15 protein-coding genes are annotated in these 14992 nt (G+C 68.5%); 5 read left to right on the top strand and 10 right to left on the bottom strand.

Features of this window, described 5'->3' with window-relative positions:
* The first annotated feature begins 20 nt into the window (after positions 1 to 20).
* Positions 21 to 1082 (top strand): non-hydrolyzing UDP-N-acetylglucosamine 2-epimerase, encoded by a 1062-nt coding sequence (gene wecB / locus VV02_RS09845; RefSeq protein WP_052591317.1) that lies wholly within the window; start codon positions 21 to 23, stop codon positions 1080 to 1082.
* A gap of 83 nt (positions 1083 to 1165) precedes the next feature.
* Here the strand turns inward: wecB and VV02_RS09840 are convergent, their stop codons facing one another.
* The 5 genes from VV02_RS09840 to VV02_RS09820 all read right to left on the bottom strand — a co-directional run bounded on the left by VV02_RS09840 (position 1166) and on the right by VV02_RS09820 (position 5835).
* On the bottom strand, positions 1166 to 2155 hold the full coding sequence (locus VV02_RS09840) for a Gfo/Idh/MocA family protein (RefSeq protein WP_083450051.1): 990 nt from the start codon (positions 2153 to 2155) through the stop codon (positions 1166 to 1168).
* A 1-nt stretch (position 2156) separates the two neighbouring features.
* Entirely contained in the window at positions 2157 to 3245 is a 1089-nt protein-coding gene (locus VV02_RS09835; RefSeq protein ID WP_052591316.1) for a DegT/DnrJ/EryC1/StrS family aminotransferase, read from the bottom strand.
* On the bottom strand, positions 3242 to 3841 hold the full coding sequence (locus VV02_RS09830) for an acyltransferase (RefSeq protein ID WP_052591313.1): 600 nt from the start codon (positions 3839 to 3841) through the stop codon (positions 3242 to 3244). Before VV02_RS09830 ends, VV02_RS09835 begins: the two co-directional genes overlap by 4 nt.
* 2 nt (positions 3842 to 3843) lie before the next feature.
* Positions 3844 to 5148 (bottom strand): nucleotide sugar dehydrogenase, encoded by a 1305-nt coding sequence (locus tag VV02_RS09825; protein WP_052591311.1) that lies wholly within the window; start codon positions 5146 to 5148, stop codon positions 3844 to 3846.
* Positions 5149 to 5232: 84 nt separating this feature from the next.
* Complete coding sequence (locus VV02_RS09820) at positions 5233 to 5835, bottom strand: arsenate reductase/protein-tyrosine-phosphatase family protein (protein WP_083450050.1); 603 nt, start codon at positions 5833 to 5835, stop codon at positions 5233 to 5235.
* 120 nt (positions 5836 to 5955) lie between these two features.
* Between VV02_RS09820 and VV02_RS09815 the strand changes: the two genes are divergently transcribed.
* Positions 5956 to 6243, top strand: a complete 288-nt coding sequence (locus VV02_RS09815) for a PqqD family protein (RefSeq protein ID WP_169787671.1) — start codon at positions 5956 to 5958, stop codon at positions 6241 to 6243.
* Entirely contained in the window at positions 6240 to 7136 is an 897-nt protein-coding gene (locus VV02_RS09810; protein WP_052591305.1) for a nucleotidyltransferase family protein, read from the top strand. Before VV02_RS09815 ends, VV02_RS09810 begins: the two co-directional genes overlap by 4 nt.
* A 29-nt stretch (positions 7137 to 7165) precedes the next feature.
* Here the strand turns inward: VV02_RS09810 and VV02_RS09805 are convergent, their stop codons facing one another.
* Together VV02_RS09805 and VV02_RS09800 are read right to left on the bottom strand one after the other, a co-directional pair.
* Positions 7166 to 8545, bottom strand: coding sequence for a tyrosine-protein kinase domain-containing protein (locus VV02_RS09805; RefSeq protein ID WP_052591303.1), 1380 nt, complete (start codon positions 8543 to 8545; stop codon positions 7166 to 7168).
* Between the two features lie 127 nt (positions 8546 to 8672).
* On the bottom strand, positions 8673 to 9890 hold the full coding sequence (locus VV02_RS09800) for an NADP-dependent isocitrate dehydrogenase (RefSeq protein ID WP_052591302.1): 1218 nt from the start codon (positions 9888 to 9890) through the stop codon (positions 8673 to 8675).
* Positions 9891 to 10059: 169 nt separating this feature from the next.
* Between VV02_RS09800 and VV02_RS09795 the strand changes: the two genes are divergently transcribed.
* A complete protein-coding gene (locus tag VV02_RS09795; RefSeq protein WP_157063351.1) occupies positions 10060 to 10782 on the top strand; it encodes a hypothetical protein in 723 nt (240 codons plus the stop codon).
* Positions 10783 to 10800: 18 nt separating this feature from the next.
* Here VV02_RS09795 and VV02_RS09790 read toward each other — a convergent pair whose 3' ends face one another.
* The 3 genes from VV02_RS09790 to VV02_RS09780 all read right to left on the bottom strand — a co-directional run bounded on the left by VV02_RS09790 (position 10801) and on the right by VV02_RS09780 (position 13467).
* Positions 10801 to 11160, bottom strand: coding sequence for a helix-turn-helix domain-containing protein (locus VV02_RS09790; RefSeq protein ID WP_052591298.1), 360 nt, complete (start codon positions 11158 to 11160; stop codon positions 10801 to 10803).
* A gap of 271 nt (positions 11161 to 11431) precedes the next feature.
* On the bottom strand, positions 11432 to 12199 hold the full coding sequence (gene cuyB / locus VV02_RS09785; RefSeq protein ID WP_052591296.1) for a cysteate racemase: 768 nt from the start codon (positions 12197 to 12199) through the stop codon (positions 11432 to 11434).
* The gene (locus VV02_RS09780) at positions 12196 to 13467 is read right to left on the bottom strand and encodes a carboxylate--amine ligase (protein WP_052591294.1); all 1272 of its coding nucleotides are present in this window, start codon (positions 13465 to 13467) and stop codon (positions 12196 to 12198) included. The genes cuyB and VV02_RS09780 overlap by 4 nt, the downstream gene beginning before the upstream one ends.
* 51 nt (positions 13468 to 13518) lie before the next feature.
* Here VV02_RS09780 and VV02_RS09775 point away from each other — a divergent pair, with 51 nt between their 5' ends.
* Positions 13519 to 14985, top strand: a complete 1467-nt coding sequence (locus VV02_RS09775) for a right-handed parallel beta-helix repeat-containing protein (protein ID WP_052591292.1) — start codon at positions 13519 to 13521, stop codon at positions 14983 to 14985.
* The last annotated feature ends 7 nt before the right edge of the window (positions 14986 to 14992 follow it).

The following is a 14992-nucleotide window of genomic DNA, read 5'->3' as shown; positions in this document are numbered from 1 at the left end:
AATGAGTAGCCTCGTACCCCGTGAAGATCCTCAGCGTCGTCGGCGCCCGGCCCCAGTTCATCAAGCTCGCGCCCGTCGCCGCGGAGCTCACCGCGCAGGGTCACGAGCACGTGATCGTGCACACCGGTCAGCACTACGACGCCAACATGTCGGACGTGTTCTTCCAGGACCTGCAGATCCCGGCCCCGGACGTCCACCTCGGCGTCGGCAGCGGCTCGCACGGCAAGCAGACCGGCGCGATGCTGGCCCAGATGGACGACGTGTTCCTGGAGCACCAACCCGACTGGGTGCTGGTCTACGGCGACACCAACAGCACGGTGGCGGGCGCCCTGAGCGCAGTGAAGCTGCACCTGCCGCTGGCCCATCTCGAGGCCGGGCTGCGGTCGTTCAACCGGAGGATGCCCGAGGAGCACAACCGGGTCCTGACCGACCACGCCGCCGACCTGTGCCTCGCGCCGACTCAGGTCGCCGTCGAGCACCTGGCCGCCGAGGGGCTCGACAAGCGGACCGTGCTCGTCGGGGACGTGATGACCGACGTGTGTCTCATGGTCGCGGCGCAGGCCTCCCCGCCCGCGTCCGTCCCCGACGGCGACTTCGCTCTTGCCACGATCCACCGCGCGGAGAACACCGACGACCCCGTACGCCTGCGCGCGGTGATCGACGGGCTCGCGACTCTCCCGCTCCCGGTCGTGCTCACCGCACATCCGCGGCTCGTGGCCAAGGCGGCCGAGCACGGCATCGAGCTGTCGCGCGGGTCCATCAGCGTGATCGACCCGCTGGACTACCCGAGCATGGTCGGTGCCGTACGCCGCGCCTCGGCTGTCGTGACCGACTCAGGTGGACTGCAGAAGGAGGCCTTCCTGCTGCGGACGCCGTGTACGACCGTGCGCACCGAGACCGAGTGGGTCGAGACCATCGATCTGGGCTGGAACGCCCTCGCGCTGGACCTCGCCGACCTGCCCCGGCTCGTGACGCGACCGCAGCCGCGCGACACGAGTGCCACGCCGTACGGCGACGGCCACGCCGCGCAGGCGACCGTGAAGGCTCTGACGGAGAGCCGGTCGAGTAGCCCGGAGCGCTAGCGAAGGGCGTATCGAGACCAGCCGCACGCGGTCACCTGGTCTCGATACGGCTCGCCCTGGGGGCTCGCCTACTCGACCAGCGATCAGAGCGTGACGCTGGTGCCGCTGGCGGCGGACTCGATGCAGGCGCGGGCGACCTTGACCGTCGCCAGTCCCTGCTCGAGCGTCACGATGTCCGCACCCTCCAGGCCGAGGACGGCGTTGCGGAACTGCTCGTGCTCCACGCGCAGCGGCTCCGGCTTGGCGATGGCGTAGCGGATGACATCGCCCTCGGACACGCCTCGAAAGCGGCTGATCTCGTCCCACGTCGTGGCGATCTCGCCATTGGCATAGAACGTCAGGTCGGCACTCAGGGTGTCCGCGATGAAGGTGCCGCGCTCGCCCGTGATCACGGTCGTGCGCTCCTTGAGCGGAGACAGCCAGTTGACCAGGTGGTTGGTAACAGTGCCCTTGTCGAGGCGACCGACGACTGCGACGAGGTCCTCGTGGTCGCGACCCGAACGGTGGGCCGTGTGCGCGGAGACCGAGGTGTACTCCTGCTGCGTCACCCACGCCGTGAGGTCGATGTCGTGCGTGCCGAGGTCCATGACCACACCGACGTCGGCGATGCGACCCGGGAACGGACCCTGCCGGCGAGTGACGACCTGGAACACCTCGCCGAGGTCACCGGACTCGATCCGTGAGCGCGCTTGCTGCAGCGCTGGGTTGTAGCGCTCGATGTGTCCGACCCCGCCGATCAAGCCCTTGTCCTTGAACGCCTTCACGAGTCGTTCGGCGGTCTCGAGGTTCTCGGCCAGTGGCTTCTCGATGATCGCGTGCACACCCGCGTCCGCGAGAGCCGTACCGACCTCTTCGTGGAAGGCCGTCGGCACCGCAACCATGCAGTAGTCGACGCCTTTCTCGATGAGCTCCTCGACGCTGGAGAGCACCTCGCGGCCACCGGCAACGCCGTGCTTGTCGCCACTCGGGTCGGCGACGGCGACGAGGTCGACGCCTTCGAGGCTGCCGAGCACACGAGCGTGGTGGCGGCCCATCATGCCGAGCCCGATCAGACCTGCGCGCAGCTGAGCCACCTCAGGCACCTGCCTTTGCGAGGGTGTTGACCGCCGTGACGATGCGCTCCAGGTCAGCCTGCGAGAGCGACGGATGCACTGGCAATGAAAGACATTCGCGTGCAGCCCGCTCCGTCTCCGGCAATTCAACATCGACCTGGAAGGGCTTCAGCCGGTGGTTGGGCACGGGATAGAACATGCCCGAACCGATCTGGTGCTCGTCCTTCAACGCCTTGGCCATGCCGTCACGGTCGTCGCTGACGCGGACGGTGTACTGGTGGAAGACGTGTACGGCTCCGTCGGCCACCGGGGGCGGCGTCACCCCGTCCAGGTGCTCAGTGAGGAACGCAGCGTTCTCCTGACGCTGCTTGGTCCAACCGCCGACCTTGGTCAGCTGCACCCGGCCGATCGCGGCGTGGATGTCGGTCATCCGGTTATTCAGGCCGACGACCTCGTTGTGGTACGGCTTCTCCATGCCCTGGTTGCGATAGAGCCGCATGAGGCGCTCGACCTCCGGTGTGCCGGCCGTGACCATGCCGCCCTCGCCTGAGGTCATGTTCTTGGTCGGGTAGAGCGAGAACATCGCGAACGCACCGAAGGCGCCCACCGGCGTGCCGTGCAGCGACGCCCCGTGCGCCTGAGCGGCGTCCTCGAAGACCTGCAGCCCGTGCTTCTCGGCGATCTCGAGGATCGCCTCCATCTTGGCCGGGTGTCCGTAGAGGTGCACCGGCATGACACCCACCGTGCGGTCGGTGATCGCGGCCTCGATGGCGGCCGGGTCGAGGCAGAAGTCATCAGCGCTGATGTCGGCGAACACCGGCGTGGCGCCGGTCAGCGCCACCGAGTTGGCCGTCGCGGCGAACGTGAAGGACGGCACGATGACCTCGTCGCCGGGCTTGACGCCGCCGGCCAGCAAGCCGACGTGCAAGCCGGACGTGCCGGAATTGACTGCGACACAAGGGCGTCCGAGGCCGAAGTGCTCGGCGAACTCCTCTTCGAAAGCCTTGACCTCCGGGCCTTGCGCGACCATGCCGCTGCGCAGCACCCGGTCGACGGCCGCGCGCTCCTCGTCACCGATGATCGGCTTCGCGGGCGGGATGAACTCGGTCATGCTGAAGATGCCTCCGTGAGGTTGCCGTCGTGCTCGAGGTAGTGATCGCCCGTCTGCGGGCAGCGCCAGGTGGTCTCGTCCACCTGCTCCAGGGGTACGCCTGCGCGCCCCACCCAGCGGATCCGCCGGGCCGGGACGCCGACGACGAGAGCGAAGTCCGGTACGTCCTTGGTGACCACCGAGCCGGCGGCCACCATCGCCCAGCGGCCGATCGTCACCGGCGCGACACAGACCGCACGCGCACCGATCGAGGAGCCCTCTCGACAGGTGACACCGACGGCCTCCCAGTCGTCGCCCCGCTTGAGGGTGCCGTCCGGACTGATCGACCGCGGGTAGTGGTCGTTGGTGAATACCGCTGCAGGGCCTACGAATACGCCGTTCTCGAGCACTGCCGGCTCGTAGACCAGAGCGTAGTTCTGCAGCTTGCACGAGTCGCCCATCTGAACGCCCGTGCCGACGTAGGCACCGCGCCCGACGATGCAGTCGCGACCGAGCACAGCGTCCTCACGCACCTGCGCCAGGTGCCAGACGGACGAACCTTCGCCGATCATGGCCGACTCGGCCACATCGGCCGAGTCGACGATGCGAACGGCCACGGTTATGCCTGCTCGGAAGGTTGGCCCACCACGAGGAAGGTGAGCCCCGCAAAACGGTTGCGGTCCAACACCTTTCGGCCGTCGACCACGATGGTGGCGCCGGGCAGGTCCGAGGCGTCCAGGTCGGCGTACGACGCGTGGTCGGCCTGGACGATCGCGATGTCGACCGGCTGCCCGAGGTCGTACGACTCCCACCCGAACTCGCCGAGCTCCTCGGCGGAGTACATCGGGTCGTGCACGAGCACTTGGGCTCCCCCAGCGCGCAGGGCGTCGACCGTGCCGAAGACACCGGAGAAGGCCGTCTCCTTGACACCACCGCGGTAGGACGCGCCGAGCACGACGACCCGCTTGTCCTTGAGGCTGCCGCCGGCAGCGCCGGCCGCCAGACCCACGGTGTAGGCAGGCATGGCCGCGTTGGCCTCGCGTGCGGCGCGTACGACCGTGGCATCCGGGTCGTTCCAGAGGTAGAGCCGCGGGTAGACCGGGATGCAGTGGCCACCGACGGCGATGCCGGGGCGGTGGATGTGGCTGTAGGGCTGGGAGTTGCTCGCCTCGATGACCTGGTAGACGTCGATGCCGTTGTTGGCAGCGAAGACGCCGAACTGGTTGGCCAGGCCGATGTTGACGTCGCGGTACGTCGTCTCCGCCAGCTTGGCCATCTCGGCCGCCTCGGCGGAGCCCAGGTCCCAGACGCCGTTGCCGCGCTCGAGGTCGGGCCGGTCATCGAACTGCAGGACCTGCTCGTAGAACGCCGTCGCCTGCTTGGCGCCCTCCTCACTCAGGCCGCCGAGCAGCTTGGGGTATTTGCGCAGGTCGGCGAAAACCCGACCCGTGAGAACCCGCTCAGGTGAGAAGACGAGGTGGAAGTCGGTGCCCTCGGTGAGGCCACTGCCCTGCTCCAGGCGCGGCTTCCACCGGGTGCGGGTGGTGCCGACCGGGAGGGTCGTCTCGTAGATCACGACGGTGTCGGACTTCAGACCGCGCGCGATGTCGTCGGTGGCCGAGTCCATCCAGCCGAAGTCGGGCCGCGCCTCGTCGTCGACGAACAGCGGGACCACCACGACGACGGCGTCGCTGTCGGCGACGGCAGCTGCCGTGTCGGTCGTCGCCGTCAGCCGGCCCGCAGCCACGACCTCAGCGAGATAGTCCTGGAGATGAGCCTCGCCGGGAAAGGGCTCCTGGCCCTGATTGACGGTCTCGACAACAGTGGGATTGACGTCTGCGCCGTGCACGTGATGCCCGGACTTCGCAAACTGGACGGCCAGGGGAAGTCCGATCTTGCCCAGGCCGACAACAGTGATATTCACCAGAAGAATTCGCTCTCAGATTGATCACGGAAGCAGAGGACAGGTTAGCGCCCTGAGTGCAACCAATCGGCGATCGGCATTCGCCTAGTCGCGAAACACCCGGATGACATTCGGCAGGAGCACGGCAATCTGCGCAGCCATCTGATCGAAGACCTCGGGGCCACGCCGGAACGGGTCGACGATGGCTGCCTCCTCGCCCGTACGCGCGTGGATCTCGCCCCGCCGGCGGGCGGCGGCCGAGATGATCCGCGCGACGCGGGAGTCGTTCGGGTCGTCGAGGAACGACGGCTCGGCATCAGCCGCCGACATCCCCTCGGTCAGGTCGGACAGGTCGGCGACCGCGAAGACCTTGCGCAGGCCCTTCGGCTCCAGCTGGACGACCTCGGTCCGGTGCTCGCGGGTGGCCGTGAGCACGAGGTCCGTCTCACGCACCATCTCATCGGTCAGCTGGCGCGCGACGAAGCCCGTGCCGTCACCACCAGCGGCCATCAGCCGCTTCTCGGACTCGGGGTCCATCGGCGCTCCGACGAGCGCACCGGTCCCTGCGCTGGTCACCTCGATACCGGTGTCACGCAGCTCGGCGGCCAGCAGCCGCTCAATGTAGGGCGAGCGGCAGATATTGCCCGTACAGACCACGAGAATGCGGCCAGCAGCAGGTTCGGTCGACACGTCCGGGGACAAAGACATGGCCCCGAGGGTAGATGACTCCCGGGGGGTGACATGGCGTCGATCACCGAACGATCGATGCGCGGGTCGAGCTCGCGTCCGCGCTCCGCCTCGGTCACGATGGACCGCGTGGGAGCTCCGATGAGGTGGTCACGGGCGGCGGACGTCGCATATATCGCCGACGCCGACGGCCTAGCGATGACGGTACTCAACCCGCCCGACGAAGCCGTGCCGGTGCAGCTCAACCCGACAGGTGCGCTCATCTGGCAGCTGCTCGACGATCGTCCTCGAGGCCTCGACGACCTTGCTCAGCGGGTCAGCGCGGCGACCGACCACCCGACCGACTGGAGCAGATCCGTGCTGCGCGTCTTCCTGCCGGACCTGGTTGCGCAACGCCTCGCCCGCGCGAGTTCGGACGAGCCGGCATGACGGCCGCCACGGTCTCGCACGACCAGGCCGTCCCGCTCGTCACGGCGCTGGTGTCCGTGGTGGCCCGGGATGCCGGCGTACGCGCGCTGTGCATCAAGGGCCCGACCTTCGCTGCGTACGACCTGCGGCCCGGGCACGGCTCGCGCGACGTCGACGTGCTGTGCGAACCCGCCGGCCACGATCGCCTGGTGCGAGCGCTCTGCGCAGCGGGCTGGACCGCCCATGACCCGGGTGATGACGTACACCGAGTGCTGCCGGCCCATGCGGTGACGCTGACGCACGACCGTTGGACCTGCTCCATCGATGTGCACCACTACTTCCCCGGGTTCTTAGGACCAGCGGCCGACGTCTTCGAGGTGCTGTACGCCCGCGCCACGACGGTCGAGGTCGCTCACGCGCGGGTGCCCGCGCCCGACCTGCCCAGCGCGGCCGTGGTGTGGGGACTCAACGTGCTGCGGGCGCCCAGCGAGCAAGACAGCGTGCGCGAGATCGACTGGGTCGAGCGCGTGGCACAGGCGGACATGGACCGGGGCGCGCTGGCCGCTGTCGCCGCCGCGACGGGCGCCACTTCGACCTTGGGTCCGCTCCTGGACCTGGCCGGCATCGCGCGCCCCACCACAGGTCTGGGCACGCCCCGCCAGCTCATGCTGTGGCACCTGCTGCAGCAACCCGGCACCCGAGGCGGCGGGTTGCTGACGCGCTTCCGGGAGCGCCCGCTGCGGGCGTGGCCCGGCACGGTGCGGGAGGTCGTGTGGCCGCAGACCCCGCCGCCGGACGGCCGCTCGCAGCTGCAGCACAACCTGGAGCGGCTACGGACTGGTCCGGCCCTGGTGCCGGAGCTGGTCCGGCGTACCCGACGAGCGCGGCGCCAGGCCCGCGAGCACGGCCGCTAGCGGCCGGGCAGCACAGCTGTCCGCCCGCGTCAGCGCGAGCCGTACTGCTCGCGGCGGTAGCCGTAGTAGGTCGCGGAGTCGCGCTTGGCGACCCGGTTGAGGACGATGCCGAGGACGCGCCCGTTGACCTCGGTGATCGCATCGATCGCGTGCTGCAGCTGGGTGTCGACGGTGCGACCGGAGCTCACGACCACCAAAGCGCCGTCCGCGATCGTGCTGAGCACCGCGGCGTCTGTCACTGGCAGGACCGGCGGCGCGTCGATGATCACGAACGCCGTCGAGGAGAGCTTCTCGACCAGCGTCTGCATGGCGCGCGAGCCGAGGATCTCACTGGGGTTGGGCGGTGTGTTGCCCGATGCCAGGATCCAGAGGTTCTGCGCATGCGGCGCTTCCTGCAGCACCTCCTGGACGTCCACCCGCCCGACCAGCACGTCCGTGAGTCCGGCGCCCTCGACCAGACCGAAGCCCTCCGCCACCACCGGCCGCCGCAGGTCGGCGTCGACCAGCACGGTCTGCTGGCCCGACGCGCCCAGCGCCGAGGCCAGGTTGGAGGCCACCGTCGACTTGCCGTCGCCCGCGGCCGGACTCGTCACCACGACCACGCGGGGCGGGTTGTCGACGTCCATATAGCGCAGGTTGGTGCGCAGCTTCAGCAAGGCCTCCGACGCGATCGCCCGGTCGCCCGAGCCGCTGCGCCGTTCACCGATCAGCACCGGGAACAGGGTGCCTCGCCCACGATCGAGCGCTTTGTGTCCGGGGATGGACGCGATCACCGGCACGCCGAACTGGCGGCGGATCTCGTCCTGGTCACGGACCCTCCGGTCCAGCTGGCTGCGCCCCACAGCGACGGTCAACCCGAGGATGCTGCCGACCACGATGCCGATCGGGATGTCCCGTTTCGGCACCGGCGACGTCGGCGAGGCCGGCAGCTGCGCCGACTCCAGCGGCACGACCCGGAGCCCGTTGGTGCCCGACCGCTCGATCAGCTGGACCTGGTGAGCGAGCTCAGTGATCCAGGCGTTGGCGGTGGCCCGAGCCTCAGCCGGCGACGAAGCCTTGACCGTCACCTTGATCAGCACCGTGTCCTCGGGCTGGCGGACGGAGACCTTGCCGACCAGGGCGTCCGGCGACTGCGTGGTGCCGATCCGCCGAGCGACACCGGCGGCCGTCCCCCGGCTCTTGGCGACATCGACGTACGACGTGGCGCGCGACTTGGCGAGCGTGTCACCGACGGACGCCTCGGCTGCCGAGGTGGAAGACCCGGAGGAGACGAAACCGGTGGCGGTCGCGGCGTAGACCTTGGGTCGGGTGAGGGTGTAAGCCGCAGCGACGAGGCCCCCGACCAGCGCCGCGAGCAGCACGACCCGCCAATGGCGACGCAGGATGCGCAGATAGTCGGTCAGCTCCACGGGCGCCTCTCGAGTCACGATCGGCGGTCCGCAGCAGCGCCATCCGCCTGTCGGCGAGCATACGACGCAAAACCCGGTGATCCACGAAGTGGACCACCGGGTCAGCGGTGCAGCAAGAGCGCCTGGGTCAGGCCATGGCCTTCTGGAGGTTCTCGTCCAGGGCAGCGAGGAACTCCTCGGTCGTGAGGAAAGGCTGCTCCTTGCTGATCAGGAGGGCCAGGTCCTTGGTCATCTTGCCCTCCTCGACCGTCTGGATGCAGACGCGCTCGAGGGTCTCGGCGAACTTGGTCACCTCGGGCGTGCCGTCCAGCTTGCCGCGGTGCGCCAGGCCCTGGGTCCACGCGAAGATCGAGGCGATCGGGTTGGTCGACGTGGGCTTGCCCTGCTGGTGCTGGCGGTAGTGACGGGTCACCGTGCCGTGCGCCGCCTCGGCCTCGACGGTCTTGCCGTCAGGGCTCATCAGCACCGACGTCATCAGGCCCAGCGAGCCGAAGCCCTGCGCCACGGTGTCGGACTGCACGTCACCGTCGTAGTTCTTGCAGGCCCAGACGTAACCGCCCTCCCACTTCATCGCGGAGGCGACCATGTCATCGATCAGGCGGTGCTCATAGGTCAGGCCGAGCGCATCGAACTGCGGCTTGAACTCCTTGTCGAACACCGACTGGAAGATGTCCTTGAAGGCGCCGTCGTACGCCTTGAGAATGGTGTTCTTGGTCGACATGTAGACCGGCACCTTGCGCTGCAGGCCGTAGTTGAGCGACGCGCGCGCGAAGTCCTCGATCGACTTGTTGAAGTTGTACATCGCCATCGCGACGCCGCCGTCCTCACCGAACTGAGCGACCTCGTACGACTGCTCGCCGCTGCCATCGGCCGGCGTGTAGGTGATGGTGACGGTGCCCGGTCCGGGGACCTTGAAGTTCTGCGACTTGTACTGGTCACCGTGGGCGTGACGGCCGATGATGATCGGCTTGGTCCAGCCCGGCACCAGCCGCGGGATGTTGCTGATGATGATCGGCTCGCGGAAGATCACGCCGCCCAGGATGTTGCGGATCGTGCCGTTCGGGCTCTTCCACATCTCCTTGAGGCCGAACTCCTCGACGCGGGCCTCGTCGGGGGTGATCGTCGCGCACTTCACGCCGACGCCGAACTCCTTGATGGCGTTGGCGGCGTCGATCGTCACCTGGTCGTCGGTGGCGTCGCGGCTCTCGATCCCCAGGTCGAAGTACTTCAGGTCGACGTCAAGGTACGGGTGGATCAGGCGGTCCTTGATGAACTGCCAGATGATCCTCGTCATCTCGTCACCGTCGAGCTCGACGATGGGGTTCTTGACCTTGATCTTCTCCATGCTGGCTTCTGGCTCCTGTGGGGATGAGGTGGAACGGCGCGCGGTGGCGGCCACAGCAGGTTACCCCTGCGACTCGACGACTCTTATCCCGGGGAAACGCTGCGTCGACCCATATGCTGACCTCCGGCTCGGGGCCATATCACCATCTCGCTCGCAAGGAGCAGGCAACGTGGATTCTTCCCTTCCCACTCGTCGGACTGTCGCCAAAGGCGCGGCGTGGTCCGTGCCAGTCCTGACCGTCATGGCGGCTGCTCCGGCATCGGCTGCCTCGGTCTGCACGCCGACGCCGTACGTCCTGCAGTGGGGCCAGACGGCGTACACCCGCAACAGCTCGACGTCCGGAGTGGCGGTCATTCCGCCGAGCACCGGGAGCGGCGCACCCGTCACGATGACCATCTCCTCGACGTTCGCCGGGGATCAGACTCCGCTCGGCGCCAGCAACCTGGCACTCACACCGGGCACCGTCGGCGGCCTCGGCCAGCGTGCGATCACGCTCGCACAGGAGTTCCCGACCAATACCAGCACCCGCGCCGAGAACCAGATCGCGACCTTCACCTTCAGCCAGGCGGTCACTGGCCTGCAGTTCACGATCTGCGACATCGACAGCGCCTCGAACGGCTGGTGGGACCAGGTCGAGCTGACCTCCGCGGCTGCCTTCACCGCGGTCCCGGGCACGGGAGTCAGTGGCACCGGCAGCACCGCCAGCCCCTGGCACGCCACCTCGAACAACACGAACTACCCGAACACGTCCGGCCAGGGCAACGTCGCGGTCACGATGCCCGGCCCGGTGACGTCGTTCCAGATCCGTTACTGGAACGCCACCAGGCTGAAGTCCAACCAGGCGATCTTCATCGCGTTCCTCAACTTCATCGCCACCCCGGAGACCTGCTAGCCATCGTCGAACGGCGGGTCAGCCGAGGTCTTTGGCGATCAGGTCTGCCCCGGTCCAGTGCGCACTGGACACAGTGCTTCCCTGCGCGCTGGCCAGCCGCAGCGTGTAGCCCGTGGGCTCGAGAGCAGCCAGCACCTTGCCCAGCGGCACCTGGCTCGGGTCCTTCTCCAGGCGACCGATCATCGACTTGCTGACACCTAGGCGAGTCGCCAAGGCCCGTTGGCTGAGACCCTCAGCACGGCGCAGCTCACGCAAGGCGAGCCCGACTTCGGTGAGCGCGCTCAGGCCAGCTCGGGCCTGGACCACCTGCAGGGCAAGGGTGGGGCTGGTCCGACTACGGACCACTGCCTTGAAGTACGGATAGCCAGGGCGACTCATGGCTCCACCGTGGCCACTGCGCGTCGGCGATGACCACTAGCCGCCGAGAGCTGTGGGCACCGCCACGCCCGTCGCGGAGATGGGGACGACGGTCGAGCGCCCCACCACCTGGGGCCTGGTCCCGAAGACGGAACCATCCGCACACTGTGCACTGCCCCACCTCAAAGGGCAGTGCACAGTCCTTGGCCGCCCCCGTCTGGATCTGGGCGCCCCACCCGATAGGGCACGGCGCGAGCCACCTCCGGGCCCGATCGACGCGACGCGATCGACGTCAGGTCAGGGGCGTACGACCGGCGCGGGTGATCGTGGCGCGGGCCAGGGAGTCGATCGAGTCGACGAGGCGACTGTCGGAGCCGAGGTCGTGCTCCTCGTATGCCACGGAGAGCTCGGTGCAGCCGACGACGACTGCGGCGCAACCCTTCTCGACCATCGCGTCGACCAGGGCCGTGAACGCGGCGAGGTCGCTCGGCAGCCCTGCCTTCACCTGTTCGTAGATGATGCGCATGACCTCGCGCTGCTCGTCATCGGAGGTGTCGACCGGCTCGGCCCCGAGCTCCCGGATCGCCTTGGCGTAGATGCCGGCGGCGCGGGTGCCGTCGGTCGCGAGGATGCCGATGCGAGGTGACTGCGAGCCCGACAGGTGACGCGCTCGGTCTACCGCCGCGGCCGCAGTGACGTCCACGATGTCGATCAGCGGCACCTGGACCTCGCCCTGGACCGCGTGCAAGAACTCGTGCGCCGTGTTGCACGGCACGGCAATGAAGGACGCGCCAATGGCCTGCAGCCGCAACGCATCCGCGAGCAGCACGGGTCCCGGATCGGTCGCTGATTCATCCACGATGCGCGCTGTGCGATCGGGTGTCGTGGCGTGGCTCAGCAGGATGGCGTCGAGGTGGTCCTGGTCGCGCTTCGCAGGCGTCAGCAAGGTCAGCACTCGCAGGAACGTCGCGCCGGCCAGCGGCCCGAGACCGCCCATGATCCCGACCGTCGGCCCCGCCCAGCCCTGCTCCAGGGAGACCCGAGCATCCGGCGTACTCATGCCGCGGTCCCGTCAGCGTTGCGCTTGGGCGGCGGATAGACCCGGGCGTACTTGCGCACCTGGTTGACGCTGAAGGCCATGACGTACGCCCATCGCTTGGGGTGCGGATCCCGCACGTACATCAAGGGATTGGTCACCCGACCGCGTGCGGCGAGGCCGATGACCTTCTTGCGCAGGTCATTCGGCAGGTAGCGCAGCACCAGGGGCACAGGCAGGGAGGTGTAGAGCTCCTCCTTGGTGGACTCCAGCAGCGGCGGCTCGTCGGAGAGGTCGGAGCCTTCGACGTATTCCTCGACGTAGTAGCGGACCGGGTTGTGGCCGGACGCCGTGACGTAGAAGTTGGAACGGCCCAGACGCGGGTTGAGCTCGAAGAACTTGGTGGTGCCGTCGCGCGGGTCGTACTTGAGGTCGAAGTTGGCATAGCCGCGCCAACCCACATGCTCCAGAAGCCTTTTCGCCTCTTGCACCACCTGGTGGTTCTCGCCGGTGATGATCGCCGCGGGCACACCGAGGGTCGCCGGCAAATGCTCTTCCAGCAGCACGTGCCCGAAGGACGCGAAGCGCACCGTGCCGCTCTTGTCCGAGTAGCAGGTGAGGATCCGCATGCCGTCGTCCAGGCCCGGGATCATGTCCTGGAGGATGAACGTGCCCGGGTAGCCGCTGTCGTGGACGCGCTGCATCAGGTCGTCCAGCTCCTCGCGAGAGGCAGCCGTGTGGACCTTCTGCTTCCCGGGGAAGTCGACCTCGTGGTACGCCGGGGTGTCGCCGGGCTTGGCGATGATGGGGTACGTCAGATCGAGCTCGAGCGTCTGCCGCAGCGAGGCGTGCTGGGGCACGTCGTAGACGACCGTCTTGGGGTGCGCGATGCCGAGCTCGGTGCACAGCTCGGAGAAGTTCTCCTTCTGCGTCAGCCGCTCCATCAGGTCCAGGTCGACGTACGGGATGGTGAAGCGCGGCTCGAGCTGGCCCCGCAGCTGGACGATGCGGCGGACCAGGAAGTCCATGCTGGTCAGCAGCAGGAGCGGCTTGTCGCCGAAGCGCTCCCCCAGCGCCGTCAGGTGCGCGACCAGGCCGCCGGGATCGTCGAAGTCGGCACAGCGCGAGACCTCGATGATCCGCGAGTTCGCGACCGGCCCGGCCCCGAGCCGCGACACGGCCACGGACACGACGTCGTACTCCTCGTGAAAGCTCCGGGCGAGGCTGTAGGTCGCTGCATCGGCCCCGAGGAGGACCGGGATGAACGACTGGTTGTCGGGTACGCGCGTCACAGCGCACAACCCTAAAGGCCCTACGATCGAGCCTGTGACTGAGCGGCGGGCATGAACCTCACCCGCCGGCAGCTGATCCGAGGGTCGACGGCTGCCGTATCCGTTGCCGCCCTCGCCGCCTGCGACTCGCACAGCCCTCCGGTGAGCGCCACCAGCCGCCCTGCGCAGGTCGATCTGCGCGACATCGCGCCTTCGATCGACCTCGGCGGCACGGCGTCCGCGACGACCCAGCTCCAGCACGTTCTCGACGCAACACCTGCCGGTACGACCGTCCGTGTCCCGCTCGGCACCACGCTCAACCTCTCGGCCGGCCCGGTCCGAATCCGCCGTCAGCTGGTCATCGACGGCCGCGGCGCGCACGTCGTGGCCAACGGCACGACGCCCGCCTGGCAGCTGGGATCGGATGCATCCGGAGCCTCGTTCATCGGGCTGCAGCTGCATGGCGACAAGCCGACGCGGTACGCCCTCAACCACCGCGCCTTCGACATCGCGGGGACGCCGGCCCACCCGGTCCGTGGGCTGCGGTTCACCGATGTCACGGTCGACGGATTCGGCGCTGCGGGCTGGTGGGCGGGCCATATGAGCGGCGCGATACTGGAGGACTGCACCGTGACCCGCTGCTGCTACGCGGGCTTCATGATGATGTCGGCCAGCCGGGTCGAGCTGCGCAACCCGACCGTGTCCGCACTGCAGGGCATCCTGGCCGGCGGCTACCTCCAGTCCTACCCGATCGCCTTCACCCGCGATGCCACCAGGCCGATCGAGCTGAGCCCGGTCTCGCGCGACTGCACGGTCCGCGGGGGCCACATCAGTCGTACCGGCTGGGAGGGCGTCGACACCCACGGGGGCGTCGGCATCAAGGTCATCGGTACGACGATCAAGGGCTGCCTCATCGGCATCGCCTTCGTCCCGAGCTCGGACACCAACGGCCACGACCGCTGGGCGCCGCAGCACTGCGTGGCGCGCAGCTGTGAGATCGACAGCGGCGTCAGCGACGGCTCCAAGGGACCTGGAGTGCGGCTCGTCGGCGCGGGCGGGCCCGGTGCTCGCATCATGGCCGCCACCGGAGAGGTGCGGGACAACATCATTCGCGGCCACGGCGGTGGCCTGCGGCCGGACGGCGTCGGCTCCGACCCCAACAACGTCTCCGGCGGGATTCAGATGTACCAGACCCAGGGCGTACAGCTGGAGGGCAACCGCATCGAGGAGCCCTCGCCGTTCGGGATCTCTCTCTGGTACGACAACGCCAACGTCTCGGTCGGCAACACGATGGTCGTCGACCCGTGGTCGGACCAGTTCGCCACACCGTCCGCGGTCGGGCTGTGCTCGACGGGCAACAGCGTCCGCCTGGGCGCGGTGCAGCTGCGCACGGGTGAGCGGTCGGCGGGCTACCGCGACGTCGGTGGTGTCTACGCCCGGACTGCCAAGGGCAACTCGATGAAGCTCACTGGCGGACACGGATTCACAGCAGCCGCAACGCCATTCGCGGGTGCGCGGCTGGCGGCGCCGCACATCTGACCGGACG

Source organism: Luteipulveratus mongoliensis, assembly GCF_001190945.1.
Taxonomy (GTDB): domain Bacteria; phylum Actinomycetota; class Actinomycetes; order Actinomycetales; family Dermatophilaceae; genus Luteipulveratus; species Luteipulveratus mongoliensis.
Note: the sequence above shows the minus strand (reverse complement) of the source record. Positions and strands in the feature narration are given on the sequence as shown.

Excerpts from the sequence above, each read along its gene's own strand:
- VV02_RS09835 (WP_052591316.1), bottom strand. The coding sequence starts at position 3,245 with ATGACCGAGTTCATCCCGCCCGCGAAGCCGATCATCGGTGACGAGGAG.
- VV02_RS09820 (WP_083450050.1), bottom strand. The coding sequence starts at position 5,835 with ATGTCTTTGTCCCCGGACGTGTCGACCGAACCTGCTGCTGGCCGCATT.
- VV02_RS09815 (WP_169787671.1), top strand. The coding sequence starts at position 5,956 with ATGAGGTGGTCACGGGCGGCGGACGTCGCATATATCGCCGACGCCGAC.
- VV02_RS09810 (WP_052591305.1), top strand. The coding sequence starts at position 6,240 with ATGACGGCCGCCACGGTCTCGCACGACCAGGCCGTCCCGCTCGTCACG.
- VV02_RS09800 (WP_052591302.1), bottom strand. The coding sequence starts at position 9,890 with ATGGAGAAGATCAAGGTCAAGAACCCCATCGTCGAGCTCGACGGTGAC.
- VV02_RS09790 (WP_052591298.1), bottom strand. The coding sequence starts at position 11,160 with ATGAGTCGCCCTGGCTATCCGTACTTCAAGGCAGTGGTCCGTAGTCGG.
- cuyB (WP_052591296.1), bottom strand. The coding sequence starts at position 12,199 with ATGAGTACGCCGGATGCTCGGGTCTCCCTGGAGCAGGGCTGGGCGGGG.
- VV02_RS09775 (WP_052591292.1), top strand. The coding sequence starts at position 13,519 with ATGAACCTCACCCGCCGGCAGCTGATCCGAGGGTCGACGGCTGCCGTA.